This is a genomic window from Pelorhabdus rhamnosifermentans (genome assembly GCF_018835585.1).
Taxonomy (GTDB): domain Bacteria; phylum Bacillota; class Negativicutes; order UMGS1260; family UMGS1260; genus Pelorhabdus; species Pelorhabdus rhamnosifermentans.
In genome coordinates, this window is record NZ_JAHGVE010000003.1 from 1 (window position 1) to 26,155 (window position 26,155).

Genomic DNA, 26,155 nt, shown 5'->3' on the forward strand with positions numbered 1-26,155 from the left:
CTCAAAAATAGACAGAAAAGACAGGGAGACTATTATTTCTCAATCTCCCTGTCTTTTCCGTTGTTTCTTTGTCGTTTTGTTTTCTTATCTTAATGACATTGGCTAATAGGCCAGCTTTTTTTGTATAAAGAAGCATTTATTTTGTATAAAGAAAGCATTTATTATGAAATCTTATTTTGTAAAGGACGGTGTTTTCAAGATGAGTGTCGTAAAGAAAAGCTTATTCAGTTTAAAAAGAGTGTTTGCTCAATTTCTATTGGAAAAAAAAATCTTGAAAGGGTCTTTAGCGATATCATCTCGTATCACTGTTCAGAAGAAAATTTTTACTGGTTTTATGGTAGTTATTGTGCTTGTTGCGACGATGAGTGCGTTTACCTATTACGAAGTAGGTGAATTGAATCGAAATTCGCAAGAAGTAACGAAGCAAAATCTTATGAAGATTGAACTTGTTGAAGAGCTCGCCATTGATGTGGCAAATGAAACAGTAGCCATGCGTCGTTTCAATTTTACTGGAAATCTTGCCGATGTAGCTGATTTTGAAAATCATCGTAAATACGGTGACGATAAAATTAATAAACTCGAGAATGTGTTGGCATCGAAAGAATCGCAGATGACTTTAACTGAACTCAAGACGGAAAAGAAGGCTTTTGATACGATTGCTGCGCAGTCGGTTCAAGCCAAACGGGCTAATAAACTGGATCAGGTTGCTCTTTACATGCAACAGGCTGGTATTCCTTCTGAAAATTCTATTGCGACGACAAGGCTATTGATTGGTGCTGTGAAACAACATATTGAAGAGCAAGAAGTAAATAGTACGAAAAAGGCGGACGGAGTACAATTTCTATTAGTCCTTGTGAGTTTTTTGGTCGCGGGTATTTCAGTTTTTGTCAGTATCTTTATTAGCCGTACGATATCCAGACCGGCTAATGTCATTGCTCAAGCTGCGGCAGGTATCGCGAGTGGGAATCTTAGTTTGGCAGATGTAGATGTAAAGTCATCTGATGAAATTGGGGAGTTAGGTATTTCCTTTAATCGAATGAAAGCCAGTTTGCGTGACGTGATTCGGAAAATGGCAACATCGGCAGAGCAGGTAAAACAGTCATCAGAGCAGTTAACAGCTAGTGCCGATCAGTCGGCCCAGGCTGCAAGTGATGTTGCTTGTGCCACAACCAGCGTAGCCCAAGGTTCTGAGCAGCAACTGATAGCTATACAGGATACTTCAGCGGCAGTGCAGCAGTTACTAGCCAGTATAGAGCGTATTGCGAGTCATGCCGATGATGTGGCGCTAAAATCGGAGCAAGCTGCTGAGACGGCAACAACAGGGGGAAAGGCTGTAAAACAAGCGGTAAGTCAGATGGATCGGATTGAAAACACAGTGAATACTTCAGCCCAAGTTATTGTCAAGTTGGGCGAGCAGTCAAAACAAATCGGGCAAATTGTCGATACCATAGCAGGGATTGCTAAGCAGACTAATTTGTTGGCTTTAAACGCCGCGATTGAGGCAGCAAGGGCAGGCGAACATGGACGCGGATTTGCCGTTGTTGCTGAAGAAGTAAGAAAATTAGCGGAAGAGTCTCAGCAGGCTACAAAGGAGATCGCGGAGTTAATCAGTTCTATTCAGGGTGATACATCTCAAGCTGTACAGGCTATGTCAGAAGGAACGAATGAAGTGAAAGTCGGAGCAGATGTCGTGGATGCAACAGGGAAGGCTTTTCAGTCTATGGAAATTATCGTATTGGAAGTTTCTTGCCAAATTAAGGAGATTTCCGTAGCTATTCAGGAAATGACAGGGGGCAGTCATCAAATTGCTTCTTCAGTAGAGACAATCGATGAATTGAGTAAAAAGGCGTCTGAAAAGGCACAAACAGTGTCGGCAGCTACACAGTTGCAGTCGGCTTCGCTGGAAGAAATTGCTGCATCCAGTCAAGAACTAGCTAAATTGTCGCAGAATCTTCAAGAAGTAGTGAATAAGTTCTGTTTATAGTTACTTGGTTGACTAAATGGGAAAAAAATCTTATAATAATTATTACTATCTGCTTTATAAAATTTTATAATTAGCAAAATTACTGAAAAGTAATGGCGCAAAGCCATGGGTCTAAAGATGTCATATCTATGATTGCCAGGTTGCTGTTTAATTACGGATTATTATTAGCACCTGCCACTGGCAGGTGCTAATTTTTTATGCTGGGAGGGGACTCAGAAGGTAGTAAAAGTGTGGCATGAAGTAAATGGAAAGGAACATTAGGGGTGAAATTTGTAATGAGTGGATTGAAAATGACGGGTCAAAATTGGCTGGGGAAAAGTATTCAGGTCAAAGTAATTGTTGCTTTAGTGGGCGGACTGCTACTTTCATTAAGTATTTTAGGCTTCTGCAATTTTTATAATGCAAAAAGCATCTTAGTTTCTGACGCAGAGGAAGATCTTGTGCATCGTTCTGATGCCTATGCCAGAGAAATCGGGCAGTGGATAGAGATGCGTCAGCGGGAAGTGGCTATTCTTGCAACAAATCAGAGTGTCGTTAATGGCGATCAGGCAGCTGCTCTTCGTTATTTAAATGAAGAAGTTAAGCGTAATCCTAATTATTTACGATTCTGGCTGGTTGATACAAAAGGACAGGCTATTCATACAACAGGTGATAGAACCAATATTGTGGATCGCGAGTATTTTAAACAAGTCATGTCTACTGGAAAAGTTTTTACAACAGATCCTGTAATTTCTAAAGTAGACGGCAAGATGGTCGTTTCTGTAGTGGCTCCCATCAAAAATAACAACCAGATTGTGGGTGTCTTAGGCGGTACAGTAACAGTTGATACGCTTATTTCGCGCATCAATGAAATTAAGATTGCTCAAAGCGGTTATGCTTATGTGCTTCAAGGTGATGGCTTAACGATTATTCACCCTGATAAGAGTATGGTTATGAAGCAAAATATTTTGAATGATGCCAATGCTACGAATCAGTCGAAAGAAATTACCCAAAAAATGATTCATGGGGATAAAGGAATTAGCCATGATATGGAAGCTGGTACAAGTAAGTATATGGCTTATGCACCGATTCCTGGAATGCATTGGAGTTTAGGCATTGATGTACCTGAAAAAGAAATTCTCATGAAGTTAACGCCTTTAACGATTGTTTCGTTAATCACAATAGGAATTATTCTTATTGTGACTTGTGGATTGGGTGTTGTTCTTTCGCGGCGATTTACGAAGCCTATTATTGCATTAAATCAGGCGACTGAAAAAATTGCGCAAGGAGACTTAACGGTTCAGGCTGTAGCGGGGAATCTAACGGAAGAAAATATCCAAGAAAAAGATGAATTAGATACACTGGCGATTCACTTTGATACAATGGTAGCAAAACTTCGCAGTTTGGTTCAGCAAGTTGCTACTTCCGCTGAGCAAGTGGCAGCATCATCAGAAGAACTAACGGCCAATGCGGAACAGTCGGCACTTGCTGTCAGTCAAGTTGCTGGATCTATTACAAAAGTGGCTTCAGGTGCTTCCTCTCAACTTGAGGCAGTGCATGAAACAACAGGAGTCGTGGAAAAAATGTCGGCAAGCATTCAACAAGTTGCCGCTCATTCGGGAAATGTAGCCGCGACGGCTGAAAAAACTTCCTTGGCAGCAAAAAATGGTGGAGAGGCTATCGATGATACAACGAAACAAATGGCTATTATCGAAAAATCAGTCGTGCATTCGGCACAAGTTGTGGCGGGTCTTGGGGAACGCTCCAAAGAGATTGGTCAAATTGTAGATACTATTTCGGGAATAGCCAGTCAAACAAATCTTCTTGCACTGAATGCAGCGATTGAAGCGGCGCGTGCAGGCGAACAAGGCAAAGGGTTTGCTGTTGTAGCTGAAGAGGTCCGTAAATTAGCTGAACAATCTCAAGAAGCAGCCAAACATATTGCAGTGCTTATCGGTGAAATTCAAGGAGATACGGAAAAGGCTGTACTTGTTATGGCAGACGGGACGAAAGAAGTCAAACTCGGTTCGGAAGTAGCTGGTACGGCAGGGAGGGCTTTTGGGGAAATTGCGGCGTTAATTGAAGAAGTTTCTAATCAAGTAGAAAATATTTCTGCTGCGATTCAGCAAGTGGCAGGAGGAAGTGAACAAATTGTTTCCTCTATGCAAAAAATTGATAATATTAGTAGCGCAACAGCTGAGCATACTCAAACAGTTTCTGCTGCAACAGAGGAACAGTCGGCCTCGATGCAAGAAATTGCAGCATCTAGTGAGGCATTAGCTAAAATGTCTGAAGAGCTTCGGCTGATTATTACACAATTTAACGTGTGAATTTTCTTTTTACCCATTTTAACCATCAAAAAAACAGCAGTAGTTGTCTTGACATTGACAATTACTGCTGTTTGCTATTATTTAGCTCTAATAAGAATAAAAATTCATTGGAAATAAATATTTATTCATAAATATTGATAAAAAAATCACTCCTATCGTTAAGGTGAACTTAACGGATAGAGCGACATCTTTGTCGCAAACATGTTATTTTTTTTCTTTGCTTTCTAGCATTCAGCAAGTAAGCCTAACTTAAAGTTGAGCCATTCTTGTTCGTCTAATAAAGTATCCATTTCTGCTTGAGCTTGTTCTTCGTTTTCTTGAACCTCATCATCATTCAAATAAAACATTGTATACATAAATACACACCTCCATGAATACGTTTATTTTTAAATACATTATAGCACTCCATGCAACGTTTTACTAGGTATTTATTGAAAAATAGTTAAAATTATTTTTTGTGTAAATGGAATAGACAATCAACAAGCTATATCCCTTATTTGTGTTTTTGCAGTGCACATAACATCCAAGTTCATATGAAATATATTGTTAGCGACTTGTACTCTTGTTAAACTTATAATAAACTATTAATAGTAGAAATTTTTTTAATGGAGGACCTATGTAATGACCAAAGATATAGAACTTTTCTCTGCGCCAGATACCTCTTTGCGCCAGAAGGTATTTCAATATATTAAATCGCAAATTATTAATGGCGTTTATTCAGCAGGAGATATTTTACTTGAAACGAAACTGGCCCAGGAATTGGGTGTGAGCCGTACGCCTATTCGCGAGGCGATTTGGCTATTGGAAGTAGAAGGACTAGTAGAAACGACAGCTAAAAAGGGTGCCATTATTCTCGGCATTTCTGATAAGGATGTAGCGGATATTTGTGTCATGCGGCAGCTCCTTGAAGGCTTGGCGGCACGTTGGGCTACTCCGCGGCTGACTGATTTAGAGCTTAAAGAGTTACAGAAGATAGTCGATCTTACGGAATTTTATGCGCAAAAAGATAACATAGAGGAAATAGCGGACTTAGATAACAAATTTCACCAGACAATTTATGAAGCGTCAGGCAGTAAAATGTTAAATCTTACATTAAGTAATTTTCATAAGTATATTCAAGTGGCGCGTCTTCAATCCATGCATGTTGAAAATCGTCTATCGCAAACGATTACAGAACATCTTGCTTTGCTTGAAGCATTTCGCAGTCAAGATGCTGAGGCTGCTGAAAAAGCTATGACTTATCATGTGAGTATGGTTCATCGTAATATTAGTAGCCTCTATCACTAAAAAGTAACTAAAAACAGAATTTATTGAAAAATAATTGAATCCAATTTTTGAAAATGGTATATTATATTTAGTAAAACGTTTTACTAACGGGGAGGTGGAGCTATAAAAAAAAGTAACAAAGGAGATACTTATGGCAGTTACTCTTAAGGACGTTGCAAAGGCAGCAAATGTATCGATTACGACGGCTTCGCTTATTTTGAACCAAAAGGCGGAAGCCATTCGTTTTTCTGAAGAGACGATTCAAAAAGTACGCGAAATTTCTCTCTCATTAGGTTATGTGCCCAATATGTCAGCACGAAAATTGCGTCAAAGTGGGAAGACGAGTTTAACATTCGCTGTGTTGTGGCCTATCGATACACGTGTAGGATTGATTGGACGTATTTTAACCGGAATTCATCGATTCAGTTCTTCTCTTGAGACGATTACCATCAATTTATTAGTTAAAACAATGGATGAAATGGGGATTCAGGGTGTCAAAGAGTTATATCAGCCCAATCTTTTTAATGGTGCAATTTTAGCGAATACATCGATGGCAGATGAAACATATATTCATCGTGTTTCGCCAAGTGTTCCTGTTGTGTTTTTTCATCGGACTTCGCCAATTTATCCTTATGTCAGTGCAAATAATTTTGCGGCAGCTAAACAGGTTGCAGAGCATTTTATCAAGAATAAGCATCAAAAAATTGCTATTTTGGCATCATCTGTTTCATCGCAAGCCTTAGATGAACGACTTGCGGGTTTAACTGAAGCTCTTATAGGCAGAGAATATATGATTAGATATTGTGATTTTACGGAAACTAGCGGATATCATGCTGTAGTGAAGCTGATTGAGAGCGGCAATGCGCCTACCGGACTCATCTGTCTATGCGATCAAACTGCCATGGGATCTCTTTCGGCCTTGCATGATTATGGTATTCAAGTTCCTAATCAATGCGAGGTTTTTGGCTTTGATAATCAAGTTTATTCAAATTTTACCATTCCTAAATTATCGACAGTCAATTTACCTGTAGAAGAAATGTCATTTTATGCTATGCAATTATTAGTTCAACGAACACTTGATCCGAATTATTCTGAAAAACAGAAGAACTTTGATCTCGATATTATTTATAGAGAGTCCACAAGGCCGTAATCAGAGAGTATGGGAACAAAAATTCCAAGGAGTTGATTTATATTAATGAAAAATAATTCTAAAGTAATATCTACAGCACCTAAAACTAACAAAAGATGGTGGTTTGTTAGTTTGATATTGCTTGGAGCTGTTGTAAATTATCTGGACAGGTCGAATCTTAGTGTAGCTAATCCCTTAATTGCTAAAGAGTATGGGTTAAATCCCTTGCAAATGGGATTGTTAATGTCGGCATTTCTTTGGCCTTATGCTTTAGCTAATTTGCCAGCCGGTTGGCTTGTTGATAAATTTGGACCCAAAAAAATGTTTGGCTGGGCCTGTGGATTATGGTCAGCTATTACCATTGCCACAGCCTTCAGTACGAGCTATTCTTTTTTCTATTCACTGAGAATGTTGTTAGGTATTTCAGAGTCGCCCTTCTTCCCTGCTGGGGTTAAGGCGATAGACAAATGGTTTACCAAAGAAGATCGTGGGACGCCGATAGCTGTAATTAATACAGGTTCGCAAATATCTAACGGTATTGCGCCGCCACTACTCACGGCTTTGATGCTGGCCTATTCATGGAAGGTTATGTTTATTATTATTGGTGTCGCTGGGCTGATTGTTTTGGCTTTATGGCTGATATCCTATCATGATCCGGAAACGAGCAGTGACGTTGTTGTAAAAGCTGAGTCAGATATACAGAATAGTCAAGTGACAGGAGATGAAGCGAAAGTTGGTTGGGTTGACTTATTTAAGTATAAGTCAACTTGGTATATGATTATTGGCAACTTTGGTTTAATTTACACCATGTGGGTTTATTTAACGTGGTTACCCGGTTATTTAGTAACGGGCCGTGGGCTGAGTATTTTAAAAACAGGCTGGATTGCTTCGATACCATTTTTAGTGGGGATCATTGGTGTTCCACTGGGAGGCATTATTTCTGATTATTTCATTAAGAATAAGGGCTATGCTCCTATTAAGGCCCGTAAAATTCCGCTTGTTTGTGGGGCTTGCGTAGCAGCGGTTGCGGTTATTCCTGTTCCTTATGTATCTGATATTCATACTTGTATTGCCTTATTATCTTTGGGATATTTTGCCGCTTCCGTTCCGACAGGCGTTATGTGGACGCTTGCTACGGACGTAGCACCCAAAAATATGGTAGCATCGCTTGGAGCAATACAAAATTTTGGCGGCTTTATTGGTGCTGCTTGTGCACCAATCATTACGGGTGCTATTGTTCAAGCTACAGGGTCTTTTGAGTATGCTTTTTTAGTTGGCGCATTATTCTTAATTATTTCGGCAATTAGTTATGGCGTTTTCTTGCAAAAACCGATTAGCGAGTAAAATTAATCTGGCAAACGTAAAGACAAGGGAGAGATTATAATGTGGAAAAAATTTGATAATATGAAAAAAATTGTTGATTCGGGTCTATTTGTTATTATTCGTACAGATGATGCGGAAAGAGCCAGAAAAACAGCTATTGCGTGTGTTGAGGGCGGAATACGCGCTATTGAAATTACCATGGCTGTGCCACATGTTTTAAAAGTGATTGAATCACTGACTGAAACTTACCAACATGGTGAAGTGCTGATTGGTGCAGGAACGGTTTTAGATGCTGAAACGGCCCGTAGTGCCATGTTAGCGGGGGCTGAGTTTTTAGTGAGCCCTAATTTTGATGCCGGTATGGTTCGGATGTGTAATCGTTATCAGGCTATTTCCGTTGTTGGCACAACAACAGCTAAGGAAGCCCTTGAAGCCTTGGAAGTCGGTGCTGATTTTATTAAGCTGTTTCCGGCGGAAATTTTGGGACCACAATATGTAAAAACATTAAAAGCACCTTTACCGCAGATTCCTTATGTCCCAGCGGGGAAAGTAAATCCAGAGACTGCTTCGGAATGGCTTAATGCCGGCTGTGTAGCTTTAGCGGCAGGCAGTTATATTACAAAGCATGCGAAACAAGATGATTATGAAAAAGTTACGCAAGCAGCAAAGGAGCTTCTTGCAGCTGTTCAGGCGGCACGTAAGGGAAAATAAAAAGTTGCAGCCGCTAGTAGCTATTTAGGTGCGGCTGCAATAGCTATTTTTCGTAGCACAGCTTTTTGCCAGAGAGGAATGACACTATGCCTGATATTGTTACTTTAGGAGAAACTTTTACTGTTTTTGTGCCAAGTCAATCCGGCCCTTTACGTTATGTACAATCTTTTTTTAAAGTCGTTGGGGGAGCTGAGTCGAATGTTGCGATTGCAGCAAGTCGCTTAGGTCATACTACTGGATGGATCAGTAGATTGGGCAAAGATGAATTTGGTGCCTTTGTTTATAATTTCCTGCGGGGAGAGGGCGTCGATGTTTCCAAAGCCTTATATGATGAGACAGCGCCAACTGGAGTGAATTTTAAAGAACTAAGGGAAGGGGAAAATTCACGAAATTATGCCTATCGGCGTCTATCGGCAGCTAGCAAAATGAATCCCTGCGATTTAGATGAAGACTATATTAAAAATGCTAAAATTTTGCATGTGACAGGCATTACTCCGGCACTCAGCGATAGTTGTCGTGAAACGGTATTTGCTGCTATTGCTATGGCCAAGGCAGCGGGCGTTACGGTCTCTTTTGACCCCAATATTCGGTTGAAACTTTGGTCTTTGGAAGAAGCGAGACCTATATTGCACAAACTAGCTGAGCAGAGTGACATCTTTTTGCCGGGAGCCAAAGAATTGCAGCAGATGTATCCTGATCAATCGGTCGAACAAGTCGTTCAGGATCTTTTGAATAAGGGTGTAAAAAAAATCATTATCAAAAATGGCGACCAGGGTTGCCGGATTTTTTCCCAACAAGGTATCCAAGATGTGCCCCCGTTTTCTGTGCGATGTGTGGACACGATTGGCGCGGGTGATGGTTTTGTCGCTGGATTTCTCGTGGGACAATTGCGAGGGTTAGGCGATGTTGATTCTGGAAGATTAGCCAATGCTGTGGGGGCATTAGCTGTGACAGTTATTGGTGATATTGAAGGTTACCCAACGCAAGAAGAACTGGCTCATTTTATTAATAAACACCCAATTATCGATCGCTAAGCAATACTTGCAGGGATCAATCGGTACAAACGAGAACTACTATCTGTTCAATAAAATCAGATGGAGGGGATTGTTATGAAAATTTTTATTGATACTGCCAATGTTGACGATATCAGAAAGGCCAATGATTTAGGGGTGATTCGTGGTGTTACGACAAATCCTTCGCTTATTGCCAAAGAGGGACGTAATTTTCAGGAAGTAGTTAAAGAAATTACGTCTATTGTGGATGGGCCGATTAGTGCCGAAGTCATTAGTTTAGAAGCGGATAAAATGGTAGAAGAAGCTTTGCCTTTAGCGGCTATTCATCCGAATATTGTTATTAAGATTCCTATGACAGCGGAAGGTTTAAAAGCTGTTAAGCTGCTCAATGCTAAAGGCATTAAGACGAATGTGACACTCATTTTTTCAGCTAATCAGGCATTACTGGCTGCTTCGGCGGGGGCTAGTTATGTCAGTCCTTTTGTCGGAAGACTGGAAGATATTAATGAAGACGGGATGAAGGTGGTAACAGAGATTGCCACGATATTTAATCATTTTGGCTTTAAAACGGAAATTATCGCTGCAAGTATTCGTACTGTTCGGCAAGCTACATTAGTAGCACTTGCGGGTGCTCATATTGCTACTTTGCCTTATGCAGTGATTGAGCAAATGCTGCACCATCCTTTGACTGATGCGGGGATTAAGCGTTTTCTTGCTGATTGGGAAAAAGTTAAAAATAAGTGAGTAACTCATTCAGCGAAGAAGTCCAGTTTTTTTCTTAGCTGGATTTTTTTTTCGGCAGGAAAATGTCGGGTTTATTTGGAATAAATGTAGATAATAAAGAATAACAACATTAGGGGGTTCATAGATGAACGTAAATGAAATTGATCAACTTGCTGTAAACACCATTCGCATTTTGTCCATAGACGCAATTGAAAAAGCCAATTCTGGCCATCCCGGTATGCCTATGGGGGCAGCTTCTATGGCTTACCAATTATGGACGAAGCACTTAAACCAAAATCCTGAAAATCCAAAATGGTTTAATCGAGATCGTTTTGTTTTGTCAGGTGGACATGGATCAATGCTTCTTTATAGTTTGCTTCATTTAGCAGGGTATGATTTGTCTCTCGATGATTTGAAGCAATTTCGGCAGTGGCAGAGTAAGACGCCCGGACATCCAGAGTATGGCCATACTCAAGGTGTAGAAGCAACGACAGGTCCGCTTGGACAGGGAATTGCTATGGCAGTGGGCATGGCAATGGCTGAACGACATCTTGCTGCTCAGTTTAATAAAGGCGATATTGAAATCATTCATCATTATACCTATGGAATGTGTGGCGATGGTGACTTGATGGAGGGAGTTTCAGCAGAAGCGGCTTCTTATGCGGGGCATTTAAAGCTTGGCAAGCTCATTGTTCTTTATGATTCCAATAATATTTCGCTTGACGGCAATTTGGATCAATCTTTTTCTGAAAATGTTCAGCAGCGCTTCGAAGCTTATGGTTGGCAAGTGCTTCGCGTCGAAGACGGGAATGACCTTGTTGCGATTGATGCCGCGCTTAACCTTGCGAAAGCCGATATTCATCGTCCAACCCTTATTGAGGTTAAAACGACGATTGGTTATGGTTCTCCCAATAAATCAGGTTCTTCTGTATCCCATGGGTCGCCCCTAGGCAAGGAAGAAGCCAAATTAACTAAGCAGTTTTATCAGTGGTCTCATGAGGAATTCTACGTTCCTGATGAAGTTTATACCCAGTTTAAACACAATGTAAAAGAACGCGGTCAGAAGGCCGAAAATGATTGGAACGCCTTATTTAAGCGCTATATACAGCAGTATCCAGAATTAGGTGAGGCTTTAACTCAGGCTATATCGGGAAACTTACCAGAAAACTGGGAAAATAATCTGCCTATTTATGAAACAGGTAAAAAAGTTGCCACTCGTTCTGCATCTGGTGAAGTAATTAATGCTATAGCAGGTGTAGTGCCAACACTATTTGGTGGTTCAGCCGATCTTTCTAGTTCAACAAAAACCATGATGAAAACAGGCGGTAACTTTATGGCTGATGATTATAGCGGTCGTAATATTTGGTTTGGCGTTCGTGAATTTGCCATGGGAGCTGAACTAAACGGCATGGCTTTGCATGGTGGAGTCAAGGTATTTGGCGGAACCTTTTTTGTGTTCTGCGATTATCTAAGACCTGCCATCCGTTTAGCTGCTTTAATGAAATTACCTGTAACCTATGTGTTTACACATGACAGTATTGCTGTAGGTGAAGATGGTCCGACACATGAACCTGTAGAGCAGTTGGCATCACTTAGACCGCTGCCGAATATCAATCTTATTCGGCCTGCTGACGGTAATGAAACAGCGGCAGCCTGGAAGGTTGCTATGGAATCGAAAGATAAACCAACAGCCCTTATCTTGTCCCGTCAGAATTTGCCGACTTTAGAATCGACGCCGGACTTAGCATTAGAAGGTGTGGCGCGTGGCGCTTATGTTGTTTCCAAAACTTCAGCAACTGAGCCTAAAGTTTTATTACTTGCCAGCGGTTCCGAAGTGGCAATTGCCATTGAGGCACAACAACAATTAGAAGCAGAACATATTGCTACTACTGTTGTTAGTTTCCCATCTTGGAATTTATTTGAAGAACAGTCAGCGGAATATAAGAAATCCATACTTTTGCCACAAGTGAAAGCGCGGTTGGCCATTGAAATGGGAGCTTCTCTTGGTTGGGAACGCTACATAGGTGATGAGGGTGATGTACTTGCCATTGACCGCTTTGGTGCTTCAGGACGCGGTGAAAAGGTAATGCAGGAATATGGTTTTACGGTGGAGAATATTATTGCGAAAGCGAAGGCCTTAGTGAAATAAATAAGATAGAGGATTACCTAAAAATTTTACCGGGAGCTGATGTCGTGTGATTGTAAAAGACATTCTTGCATCTTGTCACTTGGATATTCAATGTGGCAAGGAGTATTTGAATCGTGAAATTACTGTTACGGATATCAATCGACCCGGCTTAGCCTTAGCAGGCTATCTGGAACATTTTGATCGCCAGAGAATTCAAGTTATTGGTATGACAGAACTCTCTTTTTTACATTCTCTTGATGCTGACACGGCACTGAAACGTTTTGGTGCTTTTATTGACATGGATTTTCCCTGTCTTGTCATTACACGAAAGCTCGTCCTTCCTGACAGTTGGAGTGATTTGGCTCAAAATGGGCAGGTCCCCTTACTGAACACAGACTTGCCAACAACGCAGTTTATTGGCATGCTGACAGACTATCTTGATTACCGTTTGGCGCCTAGCAGTCGTATACATGGTGTTTTCCTTGATGTACATGGCGTGGGTGTTTTAATTACTGGCGAGAGTGGTGTGGGGAAAAGTGAGACAGCACTGGAATTGATTCATCGAGGCCATCGACTCATTGCTGATGACGCAGTAGATATTACGCGACGTGGTGCAAATACACTTATTGGTACCGCACCGGACAGAATCCGTTATTTAATAGAAATTAGAGGACTCGGTATTTTAGATGTGAAAATGCTTTTTGGTACAGGAGCAATTCGCATGTCAGGTAGTATTGATCTTGTCATTCAATTAGAAGAATGGCAACAGGGAAAATATTATGACCGTTTAGGTATTGATGAAGAGGAAACAATTGTTTTGGGAGTTTCCTTGCCTTATCTTACCATTCCTGTCCGCCCTGGCCGGAATTTAGCAGCTATAGTTGAAGTAGCGGCAATGAATTATCGTCAAAAAGTTTTAGGTTATAAACCAGCCTTACGATTTATTGAAAATTGGCAGTAACTATATATAAAGAGAACAGAACTTTGCCTGCTTTATACAAAGTTCTGTTCTTTTTAAATAATATTTCTGAAGTCCCTTTTAGCAGGGTTAATAAAAAAATTGGCAAATTTATAAAATGACCATAGCGAATATTCGTTAATTAGGTCAAGTAGGTAGGGAGCATAGTTGCTGACTGGAAAAGGGAGGCTTGTTTTATACGTTAGCTTTGTTTTGTTCTGTGCATTTGCGAATGTTTCAAAAACTCATGCGAATGAAAATCCAAATATTTTAATACTTAATTCTTATAGTCGCGATTTTTCATGGACAGATGATCAAACAATGGGGTTTATTCAGACATTCAAGCAAACGAATATTGATGCGACCTATTTTATCGAATATCTTGATTGGAAAAATCATCCTAATGAGGAAAATTTGTTTGAACAGCAGGAATTACTTCAAATCAAATATGGAACCAAGAAGTTGGATTTGATTTATACAACAGATGACGCGGCTTTAAAATTTGTGATGGAACATCGTCGCGAACTTTTTCAAAATGTACCTGTCGTTTTTTCGGGCGTATATGGTACAGCTGCCTTAGCTCTTATAGCAGGTGAATCCAATGTTACAGGCGTTTATGAAAAAATGGATACATTAGGTACTTTACAGATGATGAGGACTTTTAACCCCAAACTCAAAACGATTTATTTATTAGGTGATGATACAGAAAGCGGCTTAGAATCGAGTCGTTTGATTGAAAAAGATATTTGCGACGCCAACCCGGATCTTTCGATAAAATATTTTTATGGGAAGAATAATGATACCATTAATCATGAACTCCAACAACTTCCTGATAATAGTGCCGTCTTGATGGCTTCTTACAGTCGTGATGCCGAAGAAACAACGATGGAGCCTGAACGTTATGTCAAAATGTTTAGTAGCAACAGTCGTGTCCCTGTCTATGTTTTGTATGATTTTGAAATGGGGTCGGGCACTGTTGGCGGCAGTGTGTTGAGCGGAAAAAGCCAAGGCATTCAAGCTGGACAGTTAGGTTTAAAAATTTTAGCGGGAGAAAAGGCTTCCGCTGTTGCGCCAATCAATATTCCGAGGAATGTCATTATGCTGGATTATCAAGCACTCAAACGTTATGGAATTTCTCTTGATAAGGTTCCTGCTGATAGTCAGGTTATTAATCATCCCTGGTCTTTTTATGATGAGTACTGGCAGGGGATTTGGATGACTATCAGTGCTTTTTTCATGATGATTGTCTATATTCTGCTATTAATGAGAAATATTAAACAACGTAAGTCGGCGGAAAACGTTCTGAAAAAGAGTAATGAAGAATTAACGGCTCTTTATGAGGAAGTATATGCGTCAGAGGATACACTTCACAAGCAGTATCAAGAACTTTCAGCCACTCAGTGTGCTCTTCAAAAGAGCCAGGAACGGTACCAGCTTTCTTTTGATGGGGCGAATGATGGTTTATGGGATTGGGATATTATAACAGATAAATTGTATTTGTCTGATCGATGTGACACTATTTTGGCCAGGAAAATGGAAAAAATTTGTAGTAGTAGGGACTTTTTGCGAAAAATAGTATTACCTGAAGATCAAAAGAAGATGATAGATGCATTACGTGATCATCTTAGCGGAAAAAGTGCTTATTATGCTTGTGAGTATCGATTGAATGTATCAAAAGAATTGAAATGGATACTCATTCGCGGGAAAGCATTTATTAATGGCAAGGGGCATCCCACCCGGATGGCGGGATCATTGACCGATATTACGCTGCGGAAGGCCAGTGAAGCATCTATTCACTATTTAGCTTATTATGATTCCTTGACTGGATTGGCTAATCGAACGGCATTACATGAACAATTACAAACTATTTTGGCTGGAGGCAGCGATCAGAGTGAAGGGGGAGCGCTACTCTTTATTGATGTGGATAATTTTAAAGTCGTCAATGATACACTAGGTCATTCTTATGGTGACGCACTCCTAATTGAAATTGCTAAACAGTTGCGCAATTTATGCGGTACGTCACAATTTATCGCTCGTATGGGTGGCGATGAATTTGTCGTTCTTTTTAAACAACTTCAAACGCAACGAGAAGTTTGTGATTATGTTAAAACATTGAAAGATTTTTTTAGCACGTCAGTTATTATAGAGGAGAAAAAAACGCATGTAACCTGTAGTATTGGCATTACCTTTTTTCCTTCTGATGGGGTAACAGCCGATACATTGCTTCAAAATGCTGATCTAGCCATGTATAAAGCAAAGAGTAATGGAAAGAATCAATATGCTTTTTTTGATGAAAAACTGGCCGAACATGTGCAAAAGCAGGCTCATATGGAGAGACATTTGCGGGAAGCATTGTCAAAAGGTGAGTTAGAACTTTGGTATCAGCCTCAGATCTGTTTGTCTAGCCATAGTATTAGCGGATTTGAAGCTCTCGTTCGTTGGCATAGTAAAGAATACGGCTGGATGATGCCGCTGGAGTTTATTGGTTTTGCTGAAAAATCAGGGTTTATTATTCCCATGGGGCAATTTATTCTTAGGCAGGCTTGTCTGTTTATTAAAAAATTGTATGATGAAGGCTATGGAGAGCTTACGGTTACAGTGAATATTTCAGTTGTCCAATTGCTTGAAAATGATTTTGTTGAATCAGTGCAGACTATTTTAGCTGAAACAGGCGTTAATGCCCGTTATATTGGTTTTGAAATTACGGAAAGTATTCTTATGGAATCGCTTGATTTGAATGTTCATAAGCTTGAGGCGCTTAGGAAGCTTGGAATTACGATTTATCTGGATGACTTTGGTACGGGTTATTCTTCTTTAAAATATCTGCAAGACTTGCCTATTGACGTTGTTAAAATTGATAAATCATTTGTTGATAATCTAAAGAGGGAGCAAGTGGGCAAAACATTGACGGAAGTGATTATTGAATTAGCTCATTTGCTGGATATTAAGACGGTTGCAGAAGGTGTTGAAACAGAAGAACAATTGGAAATATTAAGACGGTATTATTGTGAAGCTGTTCAGGGATATCTCTTTAGCAGGCCTGTTCCAGAGGGGAAAGTACGTGAGCTATTAGAAAGTGGGCGTTTATTTTAGAAAAATCGGTAAATCGCGACCGATAAAAGGCTATAAAGGCAGGAAAATTGATAAATATGGGGAAATAACTATAAACGTGAATTATTATGTATAAAAGGATTTTATGGTTCGTTTCTACTTGATCAGTCGGACGAGTAAAATATCCTTATGGAGAAAAGAGGATAGTATATGGAAGAGATGAAGAGTGAAAAAATTCGTGTGCTTATTGTAGATGATTCTCCGTTTAGTTGTCAGCTTATTGCTGATTCGTTAGATCCACTGCAGTTTGATGTCGTAGGTTTTGCAAATGATTTTCAATCGGCTCTTGAAAGTTATCGAACTTATCGGCCTGATGTTATTACAATGGACATTGTTATGCCGGAAATGGACGGATTGGAAGTCACTAAACGGATTGTTGCAGAGGAACCAGAAGCTAAAGTAGTGGTCATATCGAGTATGAAAGATGATGATCTTATGGAATTAGGCAAGAAGAATGGAGCTACGGCTTTTCTTCAAAAGCCTTTTGAGTCTCCAGAACTGATGGCTACTTTGCGGAGCATCCATAAAAGAAACGTAGAGGATGATGTTTTTAGAAATCACTATCCTGAAGATTTTATTGCTTCTTGTATTCTTTTCATGCAGCGTTTTGTAAAAGATATTGATTTTGAACCCATTATGCATGGACCCCGGCTGCCCGCAAGTGGCGTAGTGGCTCTTGTGGGTATTACTGGAAAATTCAGTGGACGAATGAGTTTTGATTTATCCCCTTCTACAGCAAAAGATCTTGCTACCCGCTTGCTTAAACAAGAACCTGAAAGTACAGAGCAAATCTATGATGTTATTGCTGAATTTGCCAATATTGTCGCAGGAAATGCTTCATCACGGTTAAACAAAGAATTTCGCGGAGCTTGTTTGCGTGTGTCTCCGCCAGCCATTTTTTCGGGTAATCAGTTTTCAATAGCTAGTCCTCATGTTGATGTTTATGCATGGGATATTACGACTCCTTATGGCAAAGTCCGGCTTAGTGTGGGCTTTAAAAAGGCGGGGATATAATGGATGCAGGGCAGGTTATACCATTTATTGATGCAATTGTCGCAGTTATGCCGCAAATCGGTTTTCAAAATATTAAGCGTGGACAACTTAGTGTAAGTGATGATAATAAAATTACCAGTTTGGGTGTCATGGCTGTTGTGGGTATTACGCATGCTATTCGTGGGACTATTGCTTATAATATGACAGAGGAATCAGCTAAAAAAATTGCCAGTAAAATGATGATGGGTATGCCTGTAGTTTCTTTTGATGAGATGGCTGAATCAGCTATTTCGGAATTGGGTAATATGCTTGCAGCGAATGCAGCCATATTATTTGAACAGAAGGGCACGATTATTGATATTTCGACGCCCACACTGGTTGTGGGGGATAGTCATGCAAGTACATCAGGAAATATAAAGCAGATTATTGTTGAAGTCATTGTGGATGAAATTCCCATTGAAGTGCATATCTCTGTAGCTTCAGCGTGATTTTGGCTTATTATGAATCATTTCTAATTAAGAGAATAGACAAAAAATGAAGCGTAGGTAGGATACGCTTCATTTTTTTGCATATAGAAAGTATAAGTTGAAACGGCACAGGAATCGTATTGCGGGCGCTCCACCGTTCTACTTGACTTCCGCTTATAGAATACGATTTCTGTACCTGCTGGGTTGCATTAAAGACCGCGTTAGCGGATTTTTTCGCTTGTTAGATTCTTGCTACGCCGGAATGTTTTGCCGCTTGAGCCACTGCCTTAGCTACGATACAGGCTGTTTTGGGATTAAGAGGTTCTGGAAATACATAATCAGCGGTGAGTTCACTCGCACTGACACTGTTAGCGATGGCAATAGCAGCAGCTAAATACATATTTTGATTGATGTCACTGGCTCTGACAGCGAGGGCTCCTTTTAACATTCCAGGAAAAGCCACGACATTGTTAATCATATTTGGAAAATCAGAGCGGCCTGTTCCAACGACTGCAGCACCGCCTTGTTTGGCTTCATCAGGAAATATCTCTGGTTCAGGATTGGCCATGGCAAATAAAATGGCATCTTTATTCATAGTAGTAACCATTTCTTTCGTCACGAGGCCCGGTCTGGATACACCGACAAATACATCGGCACCGATTAATGCAGCTCTCAGATTACCTGTCTTTTGTTCGGGGTTCGTTACCTTGGCTATTTCTCTGTGACCGTCATTAAGTAAGGTTTGAGGATTATTGTGATTAATAATGCCTTCTTTATCTACCATGACAATTTGTTTGGCACCATAAGCTAGCAGCAGTTTGCCGATGGCAATGCCTGCAGCACCGGCGCCATTAATGACAATCTGGCTTTCTGTTAAGTCCTTGTTGACAACTTTATGGGCGTTAATGAGACCAGCCAATACACAAATGGCCGTACCATGTTGGTCATCATGAAAAACAGGGATATCAAGTTCTTCTTTAAGGCGCCGTTCAATTTCGAAGCACCGCGGTGCAGCAATATCCTCAAGATTAATAGCACCAAAGGTTGGGGCTAGATATTTTACAGTTTTAATGATTTCTTCCGTATCTTGTGTATCCAGGCAGATGGGAACAGCATCGACATTGGCGAGATTTTTAAATAAAATAGCTTTTCCTTCCATAACCGGAATTGCTGCTTTCGGACCAATATTCCCTAGTCCGAGTACGGCTGAGCCATCCGAGACAACAGCGACCATATTTCCCTTTGCTGTATAGTCGTAAACGTCTTCTTCGTTTTTAGCAATCTGGCGGCAAGGTTCTGCAACGCCGGGACTGTAGGCTAAGGCTAAATCGTTTTTATTTGTGACAGACATTTTACTCGTTATGGCAATTTTTCCTCGGAGTTGTTTGTGTAAAGCCAATGATTTTTCATAAATATCCATGAATGAGCCCTTCTTTCGGTAAAATAAATTCGTTCAGCCTTTTGCTGAAGAAATGATTTATTTACAGTTTAGTCTTATTGCACAGAAAAGTGAAATAACGGCTGTTTATGTTATAATAAATGCAATCTATGGTAGAGGAGCTGGCCCGATGGATTTAAGACAGTTAGAATATTTTAGAATGGTTTGCCGTCTAAATAATATGACACGAGCTGCAGAGTATCTTCATGTGGCACAGCCGGCTATTTCTGTGGCCATTCAAAAATTGGAAGAAGAAGTGGGCGTGCAATTTTTTGAGCGCAGTCACAAACAATTTACTCTGACTGCAGAAGGCCGAATTTTTCTTGAGCGGGCGGAGGATATATTGAATCGGGCGCAAGACGTAATTCTGGAAATGAATGAGTATCGAGAATTAAAAAAAGGTACCATTAAATTGGGTGTTCCGCCGATGATTGGTTCTTATTTGTTTCCTCATATTTTTGCCGGTTTTAAGCAGGTTTATCCTGCGCTTGAATTAATGGTGATTGAAGAAGGGTCTTTAGCTATTCGCAATATGCTAGAACAAGATCAACTGGATTTAGGTATTGTTATCACATCGGATTTGTCATCGACATTAAACGCAAAACGCATTGCTAAAAGTGAGATCGTTGTTTGTTTTTCACCGTTACATCCGCTGGCGGAGCAAACAAGTGTCAATTTTGATGCGTTACAGCATGAGCCGTTTATTTTGTTGAAAGAGGATACTTATCATAGACGGATTATTTTGCATGAATGTAAAAAATATGGTTTTGATCCGAATATCATATTGTCATCCAGTCAGATTGATACGATTAAGGGATTAATTGCCACAGGCGTTGGTATATCTTTTTTACTCGATGTTATTGCGGCTTCGGATCAGCGTATTCATTGTATTCCCCTTGAGAGTCACCTGTTTGTTGAAATTGGATTAACATGGAAAAAAGATCGTTATTTATCAAAGGCTTCGCAAAGCTTTATCGAATATATGAGCACGCGTATTCAGTAGCCAGCCTGAAAATGCGGGATAGATGAAATCAAGTAAAATAGTGAGGTTGAAGGAGCTATTGAAAGGAAAATGCTTTAAAGTTTTATAATTGCACCGATTTAATTCTTTCTTATTTTAATGAGATAAAGTATAATACAGTTTATAAGTTGAAAATCTAGTTGAGCGGAGGATTTAAGATGAAAAAAATAATTGCATTTTTAGTTGTTTGTATGATTTCTGGTCTGGTATTGGCGGGGTGTGGCAGTACGGCTACGAAGGCACCAGAACAGAAAAAAATTGTTGTTGGCTTGGATGATAATTTTCCTCCTATGGGCTTTCGCGATGAACAAAATAATATTGTTGGTTTTGATATAGATATGGCGAAAGAAGCTGCTAAGAGATTAGGCATTGAAGTAGAGTTTAAGCCCATTGATTGGAGCAGTAAAGAGGCTGAATTAAATGGTAAACGCGTAGATGCTTTGTGGAACGGCATGAATATCACGGAAGACCGCAAAAAAAATATGTTGTTTAGTGAGCCCTATATGAATGCTAAACAACTTATTTTTCTTCCAAAAGATTCTACTGCCAAGGGCCTGGATGATTTAAAAGGAAAAGTAGTGGGTATTCAAAATACCAGTACAGCCGATGAAATCATTGAAGCGAACAAGGAGATGAAGGCTTCGTTTAAAGAAGTAAGGAAATACTCCGATTGTATTGAAGCCTTTATGGATCTTCAAACAGGTCGTGTTGATGCAGTCATTACAGATGAAACATTTGGAAAGTATTTTATGTCGAAGAATCCTGATAAATACATTGTGTTAGATAAAGTCATTGGTGAAGTTGGCGTCCTTGGTATTGGGTTCCGCAAAGATGATCAACAATTGCGTGATAAAGTACAGAAGGTATTGGATGAAATGAAGAAAGACGGAACTTCTGCTAAAATATCACAAAAATGGTTTGGTGCTGATTTAATTATTAAGTAAAGTAGTTAAAGGAGGCTAATGGTGTTTTGCCATTGGCCTTCTCATTTGTCTCGCAGCTATGTTATAATGAAAGCTGTGTTTGAAGGCAAATTGACGAGGAGATATTTATGGAGAAAATTCTAACTATGGTTGGCCCCATGCTTGATGGGGCTAGTGTGACACTGCAAATGTTTTTTATTACATTAGTGCTTTCATTGCCATTCGGTTTGGTGTTAGCATTAGTTCGTATATCGAAATATAAGCCCTTAAGTTTTTTAGTTGAAGTATATATTTGGCTTATGCGTGGAACTCCCCTTATGCTTCAATTGCTTTTTGTTTATTATGCATTACCTCTCATTCCCTATGTAGGCATTCGATTGCCTGATTTTCCAGCAGCCCTGCTTGCCTTCGTGTTTAACTATGCCGCTTATTTTGCTGAAATTTTCCGCGCTGGCATTCAGTCGATTGAACGAGGTCAATATGAGGCCGGTCGGGCTTTAGGAATGAATTATTTGCAGATCATGCGAAGGATTATTATTCCTCAGATGATTAAGCGCGTCTTGCCGCCTATAAGCAATGAGACCATTACCCTCGTGAAAGACACGTCGCTCATTTATATACTTGCTATGAATGATTTACTTAGAACAGCTCGAACGATTGTGCAGCGTGAATTTGATATGACTCCCTTTTTTATTGCTGGTATATTTTATTTGGCTATGACACTCGTGCTTACTTGGATTTTCAAAAAACTGGAGCAGCGCTATGCCGCCTATGATGAGTAGGAGTGAATTTTGATGAAGATGATACAAATAAAAAATATTTTCAAAAGTTTTAATAATATTGAAGTGCTAAAAGGGATTAACATGGAAGTGGCTCAAGGTGAAGTTGTCGCCATTATCGGTCCTTCTGGTTCAGGAAAGAGTACCTTGCTGCGCTGTTTAAACAGATTAGAGACCATCGATCATGGGACGGTTGAAATCGAGGGTGAAGTACTTGTTACCGAAAATGCTGCTGGACAGTGTCAGTATGTGCCGGATAAGCAGGCCCGCAGAATTTGCAATAAAATGGGGATGGTTTTTCAGCAGTTTAATCTTTTTCCTCATATGACCGTGATTGATAATGTGATTGAAGCTCCCATGATTGTGAAAGGAATGAAGCGAGAAGCTATTTTTCCTGAGGCTGAGGAATTACTTCGCAAGGTTGGGTTGCTTGAGAAAAAAGCAAACTATCCATCACAATTGTCAGGCGGCCAAAAACAGCGAGTGGCTATTGCCAGAGCCTTGGCGATGCAGCCTGATATTATGCTGTTTGATGAGCCAACATCGGCTTTAGATCCAGAATTAACGGGAGAAGTACTCAAAGCCATGCGCAAATTGGCGCAGGAACATATGACCATGATTGTTGTTACCCATGAAATGGCTTTTGCCCGTGAGGTAGCCAATCGGGTTATTTTTATGGCTGATGGCGATATTATTGAAGAAGGCACGCCGGAAGAGATATTTACAAATCCCCAGCAATCGCGTACGCAGGCCTTTTTAAATAGCATGTTATAAACAAATAGCGTGTTGTGAAAATAGAAATGTGCGTATCACTGAAAAGTGATACGCACATTTTTTATGGGCATAATTGACGTTTTTTTTACTTAGTTTGGGCCATTAAGCTGGCAATTTTGTTAGCGAAACTAATGGGATCTTCAGGAGGAAGCCCTTCAATTAACAAGGCCTGATCATAGAGAAGATCACAATAGTCTTTAAAAGTTTGAGAATCACTTGCTGTTTCATGTAACGTCTTTAATTTGGTGAAGACTTCGTGATTCGGATTTAATTCTAGAATGCGATTAGCTTTAAGCATGGTTTGATTCATTTCGGAAAGAATGTGTTCCATGGAAAGACTAATGCCTTGATCATCACTAACAAGGCAAACAGCGCTGGATTTTAGACGGTTACTAATCTTAACGGAAGAAATTTTATCTTTTAATTGGTCTGTAATGGCTTTAATTAAGGATTCATTATCTTTTAATATTTCTTCAGCTTCCTTTTTTGATTCTGTAGCATCTTTGTCATCAAGGTTTAGATCGCCGCGGCTGACAGAATGGAAGGCTTTTCCCTTATATTCTTTGAGCGCCTCAATAGCGAATTCGTCGACGCGCTCAAACAGGTAGATGACTTCAATGCCTTTGTCATGCAGAAGTTCCATTTGCGGCAGGCGTTCGACAGAAGCATAGTCTTTGCCTGTAGCATAGTAGATGACTTTTTGATTTTCGGGCATCCGTTTTGTATAATCAGCTAATGTTGTCAGTTCATCTGTACCATGAGAAGAAGGGAATAGCAGTAGATCTTGCAATTTCTCACGGTTTTGAAAATCAGTGTAAACACCGCCTTTAATGGCTGTACCAAATTCTTTCCAGAACTTTTCATACTTAGGACGATCATTTGTTAACAGTCGTTCTAATGTTTTTAAGATGCTTTTTTCAAGATTTTTTCCTACTAATTTTAATTGTTTACTGTGCTGGAGAATCTCACGGGAAATGTTGAGTGAGAAGTCTGGAGAATCGACGAGACCGCGCATAAAACGTAAATATTCAGGTAGCAGATCCTTGCAATGATCCATGACAAAAACATGTTTGGAGTACAGCATGATTTTCGATTCTGATTCCTTGGTATATAAATCAAAGGGGGCATGAGAAGGAATAAATAGAACAGTTGTATATTCTACAGCCCCTTCTACTTTGGAGTGAATGATCTCGAGGGGGTCTTCCCAGTCTTGAAAGAGATTTTTATAGAACTGATGATATTCTTCAGGCTTAATTTCACTTTTATTACGTGTCCAGAGTGGTGTCATGGAGTTTAGGGTACGTACTTCAACGGTCTTTGTTACAGGTGCATCTTCAATCTCTTTTCCTTCAGCGTCACGCGGCTTTTCTTCCTTAATAAAATCCATTTTGATGGGATAACGAATATAATCGGAGTATTTTTTGACGAGACTTTCCAGGGTATAGCGATTGAGGAAGTTTTCATCAGGGTGATCATTCTGGTCTGTTTCATCATTGAGAGTCAAAATAATCGTCGTACCCCGACTTTCCTTATCACATTCCTCAATGGTATACGTTCCATCGCCAGTCGATTCCCATTTAACACCCTTTGTCTGACCTGGTGCACGTGTGAGAAGCGTTACTTTTTTAGCTACCATAAAGGCCGAGTAAAAGCCTACGCCAAATTGACCAATGAGTTCATTGTCTGTTGTATTTCCCCTGTCTTTTAATTTTTCCAGAAATGATTTTGTTCCTGATTTGGCAATGGTGCCAATGGTTGCAATCACTTCATCATGTGTCATGCCCATGCCGTTATCGGAAATGGTTAAGGTATGTGTTGCCTCATCAGGTTTGAGGATAATTTCGAAGTCCGAATTACCTTCAAGCAAGTCGCGATTTGTCAAAGATTCAAAATGAATCTTGTCAATGGCATCTGAGGCATTGGAGATGAGTTCGCGCAGGAAAATTTCCCGGTTCGTATAAATGGAATGAACCATGAGGTCGAGAAGTTGCTTTGTTTCTGTTTGAAATTCGCGCGTTTCTTTCGATATTGTTTCTTGAGTCATCGTGAATCCTCCCGTTAGTTTCTTAAAAGCTTAAGCTGATGGAACAGCTGTTTTATGCTTTACTACTATTTTGATAAATTACGAGGAAAAGTACAAGTAAAAAATTGTAAAAAAGATTCAATGACAGCTATTTTTTTAAATTTACAAGGAGACCCTTTGATGCTATAATGAATAATATTATATGTGTAGTGGAAGCAAAGGCGCTTCAAATAAGGGATAACCTTGTTTGCAGTGCCTTTTTATATTGTAGCGAAAGGTGGAATGAATATGTACAAAGTCGATTTGAATTGCGATTTGGGTGAGAGTTTTGGTGCCTATAAACTGGGTGTCGATGAAGAAATTCTTCGTTTAGTGACTTCGGCGAATGTTGCTTGTGGATTTCATGCAGGAGATCCTAGTGTGATGCACAAGACAGTCATTTTGGCGCTTGAAAATGGTGTTGGTATTGGAGCTCATCCAGGTTTTCCTGATTTGGTTGGCTTTGGTCGACGGGACATGAATATTTCGCCGCAAGAAGCCTATGATATGGTTGTCTATCAAATTGGGGCCTTGTATGGATTTGTGCGGGCAGCAGGTGGTAATATGCAGCATGTAAAGCCGCATGGTGCTCTTTATAATATGGCAGCAACAAAGCCGGATCTTGCTGAGGCAATAGCCGAAGCCGTTTATAACATTGACGGACAACTGATTTTATTTGGTCTGTCAGGCAGTGAATTAGTGAAGGCAGGCGAGAAAATCGGTCTTAAAACTGCCCAGGAAGTTTTCGCTGATCGCTCCTATCAAACAAATGGTTTATTAACGCCACGCAGTGAGGAAGGGGCTCTTATTAAGGATGATAAACAAGCTGTAGCGCAAGTTATTCGTATGGTTAAAGAAGGAACGGTATTTTCGCAGCAAGGAACAGTAGTTCCCATTCAGGCTGACACGGTATGTCTCCATGGTGATGGATCGCAGGCGCTTGTTTTTGCTCGTCAAATTCGTGAGTCTCTTTCTTATGCCAAAATCGCTATTCAGGCCGTAGGCGATTCGAAAAATAGAAGTTAAAGAATAACAAATTATGA

Annotated in this window: 21 protein-coding genes and 1 riboswitch; of the genes, 18 read left to right on the plus strand and 3 right to left on the minus strand. The window is 40.0% G+C overall.

Translation table 11 applies throughout. The features are described 5' to 3' along the window. Positions 1 to 301 precede the first annotated feature (301 nt). Together Ga0466249_RS04860 and Ga0466249_RS04865 are read left to right on the plus strand one after the other, a co-directional pair. Complete coding sequence (locus tag Ga0466249_RS04860; protein ID WP_215828550.1) at positions 302 to 1,984, plus strand: methyl-accepting chemotaxis protein; 1,683 nt, start codon at positions 302 to 304, stop codon at positions 1,982 to 1,984. A gap of 62 nt (positions 1,985 to 2,046) precedes the next feature. Further along, positions 2,047 to 2,132, plus strand: a riboswitch (cyclic di-GMP riboswitch). Between the two features lie 127 nt (positions 2,133 to 2,259). Continuing rightward, positions 2,260 to 4,293, plus strand: coding sequence for a methyl-accepting chemotaxis protein (locus tag Ga0466249_RS04865; RefSeq protein ID WP_246588481.1), 2,034 nt, complete (start codon positions 2,260 to 2,262; stop codon positions 4,291 to 4,293). A gap of 224 nt (positions 4,294 to 4,517) precedes the next feature. Here the strand turns inward: Ga0466249_RS04865 and Ga0466249_RS27020 are convergent, their stop codons facing one another. After that, complete coding sequence (locus Ga0466249_RS27020; RefSeq protein WP_281422573.1) at positions 4,518 to 4,649, minus strand: hypothetical protein; 132 nt, start codon at positions 4,647 to 4,649, stop codon at positions 4,518 to 4,520. A gap of 265 nt (positions 4,650 to 4,914) precedes the next feature. Between Ga0466249_RS27020 and Ga0466249_RS04870 the strand changes: the two genes are divergently transcribed. From Ga0466249_RS04870 to Ga0466249_RS04920, 11 genes are all read left to right on the plus strand, one after another. Further along, positions 4,915 to 5,580, plus strand: a complete 666-nt coding sequence (locus Ga0466249_RS04870) for a GntR family transcriptional regulator (protein ID WP_215828326.1) — start codon at positions 4,915 to 4,917, stop codon at positions 5,578 to 5,580. Positions 5,581 to 5,710: 130 nt separating this feature from the next. Further along, complete coding sequence (locus Ga0466249_RS04875; protein WP_215828327.1) at positions 5,711 to 6,709, plus strand: LacI family DNA-binding transcriptional regulator; 999 nt, start codon at positions 5,711 to 5,713, stop codon at positions 6,707 to 6,709. A 45-nt stretch (positions 6,710 to 6,754) separates the two neighbouring features. Then, positions 6,755 to 8,032 (plus strand): MFS transporter, encoded by a 1,278-nt coding sequence (locus Ga0466249_RS04880; RefSeq protein WP_215828328.1) that lies wholly within the window; start codon positions 6,755 to 6,757, stop codon positions 8,030 to 8,032. A gap of 39 nt (positions 8,033 to 8,071) precedes the next feature. Then, positions 8,072 to 8,722 carry a bifunctional 2-keto-4-hydroxyglutarate aldolase/2-keto-3-deoxy-6-phosphogluconate aldolase gene (locus tag Ga0466249_RS04885; RefSeq protein ID WP_215828329.1) on the plus strand — a complete coding sequence of 217 codons (651 nt, stop codon included), beginning with the start codon at positions 8,072 to 8,074 and terminating at the stop codon, positions 8,720 to 8,722. Positions 8,723 to 8,808: 86 nt separating this feature from the next. Further along, positions 8,809 to 9,756 carry a sugar kinase gene (locus tag Ga0466249_RS04890; RefSeq protein WP_215828330.1) on the plus strand — a complete coding sequence of 316 codons (948 nt, stop codon included), beginning with the start codon at positions 8,809 to 8,811 and terminating at the stop codon, positions 9,754 to 9,756. A gap of 75 nt (positions 9,757 to 9,831) precedes the next feature. Then, a complete protein-coding gene (gene fsa / locus Ga0466249_RS04895) occupies positions 9,832 to 10,479 on the plus strand; it encodes a fructose-6-phosphate aldolase (RefSeq protein WP_215828331.1) in 648 nt (215 codons plus the stop codon). A gap of 124 nt (positions 10,480 to 10,603) precedes the next feature. Beyond that, entirely contained in the window at positions 10,604 to 12,607 is a 2,004-nt protein-coding gene (gene tkt / locus Ga0466249_RS04900; RefSeq protein WP_215828332.1) for a transketolase, read from the plus strand. Positions 12,608 to 12,653: 46 nt separating this feature from the next. Beyond that, entirely contained in the window at positions 12,654 to 13,547 is an 894-nt protein-coding gene (hprK, locus tag Ga0466249_RS04905; RefSeq protein ID WP_215828333.1) for an HPr(Ser) kinase/phosphatase, read from the plus strand. 165 nt (positions 13,548 to 13,712) lie between these two features. After that, positions 13,713 to 16,637 carry an ABC transporter substrate binding protein gene (locus Ga0466249_RS04910; RefSeq protein ID WP_215828334.1) on the plus strand — a complete coding sequence of 975 codons (2,925 nt, stop codon included), beginning with the start codon at positions 13,713 to 13,715 and terminating at the stop codon, positions 16,635 to 16,637. A gap of 168 nt (positions 16,638 to 16,805) precedes the next feature. Beyond that, positions 16,806 to 17,669, plus strand: coding sequence for a response regulator (locus Ga0466249_RS04915; RefSeq protein ID WP_215828335.1), 864 nt, complete (start codon positions 16,806 to 16,808; stop codon positions 17,667 to 17,669). Then, complete coding sequence (locus Ga0466249_RS04920) at positions 17,669 to 18,136, plus strand: chemotaxis protein CheX (protein WP_215828336.1); 468 nt, start codon at positions 17,669 to 17,671, stop codon at positions 18,134 to 18,136. The genes Ga0466249_RS04915 and Ga0466249_RS04920 overlap by 1 nt, the downstream gene beginning before the upstream one ends. Before the next feature lie 220 nt (positions 18,137 to 18,356). On the opposite strand, the gene Ga0466249_RS04925 is transcribed toward Ga0466249_RS04920, so the two are convergent. Beyond that, complete coding sequence (locus Ga0466249_RS04925) at positions 18,357 to 19,535, minus strand: NAD(P)-dependent malic enzyme (protein ID WP_215828337.1); 1,179 nt, start codon at positions 19,533 to 19,535, stop codon at positions 18,357 to 18,359. 148 nt (positions 19,536 to 19,683) lie between these two features. On the opposite strand from Ga0466249_RS04925, the gene Ga0466249_RS04930 reads away from it, so the two are divergent. The 4 genes from Ga0466249_RS04930 to Ga0466249_RS04945 all read left to right on the plus strand — a co-directional run bounded on the left by Ga0466249_RS04930 (position 19,684) and on the right by Ga0466249_RS04945 (position 23,050). Next, complete coding sequence (locus tag Ga0466249_RS04930; protein WP_215828338.1) at positions 19,684 to 20,556, plus strand: LysR family transcriptional regulator; 873 nt, start codon at positions 19,684 to 19,686, stop codon at positions 20,554 to 20,556. A gap of 176 nt (positions 20,557 to 20,732) precedes the next feature. Continuing rightward, entirely contained in the window at positions 20,733 to 21,518 is a 786-nt protein-coding gene (locus Ga0466249_RS04935) for an amino acid ABC transporter substrate-binding protein (RefSeq protein ID WP_215828339.1), read from the plus strand. A gap of 107 nt (positions 21,519 to 21,625) precedes the next feature. Then, positions 21,626 to 22,279: an amino acid ABC transporter permease gene (locus Ga0466249_RS04940; protein WP_215828340.1), complete on the plus strand. Its 654-nt coding sequence runs from the start codon at positions 21,626 to 21,628 to the stop codon at positions 22,277 to 22,279. Between the two features lie 12 nt (positions 22,280 to 22,291). Next, the gene (locus Ga0466249_RS04945) at positions 22,292 to 23,050 is read left to right on the plus strand and encodes an amino acid ABC transporter ATP-binding protein (RefSeq protein WP_281422574.1); all 759 of its coding nucleotides are present in this window, start codon (positions 22,292 to 22,294) and stop codon (positions 23,048 to 23,050) included. An 85-nt stretch (positions 23,051 to 23,135) separates the two neighbouring features. Here the strand turns inward: Ga0466249_RS04945 and htpG are convergent, their stop codons facing one another. Beyond that, on the minus strand, positions 23,136 to 25,094 hold the full coding sequence (gene htpG / locus Ga0466249_RS04950) for a molecular chaperone HtpG (protein WP_215828341.1): 1,959 nt from the start codon (positions 25,092 to 25,094) through the stop codon (positions 23,136 to 23,138). A 267-nt stretch (positions 25,095 to 25,361) separates the two neighbouring features. Here htpG and Ga0466249_RS04955 point away from each other — a divergent pair, with 267 nt between their 5' ends. Next, on the plus strand, positions 25,362 to 26,138 hold the full coding sequence (locus Ga0466249_RS04955) for a LamB/YcsF family protein (RefSeq protein ID WP_215828342.1): 777 nt from the start codon (positions 25,362 to 25,364) through the stop codon (positions 26,136 to 26,138). The last annotated feature ends 17 nt before the right edge of the window (positions 26,139 to 26,155 follow it).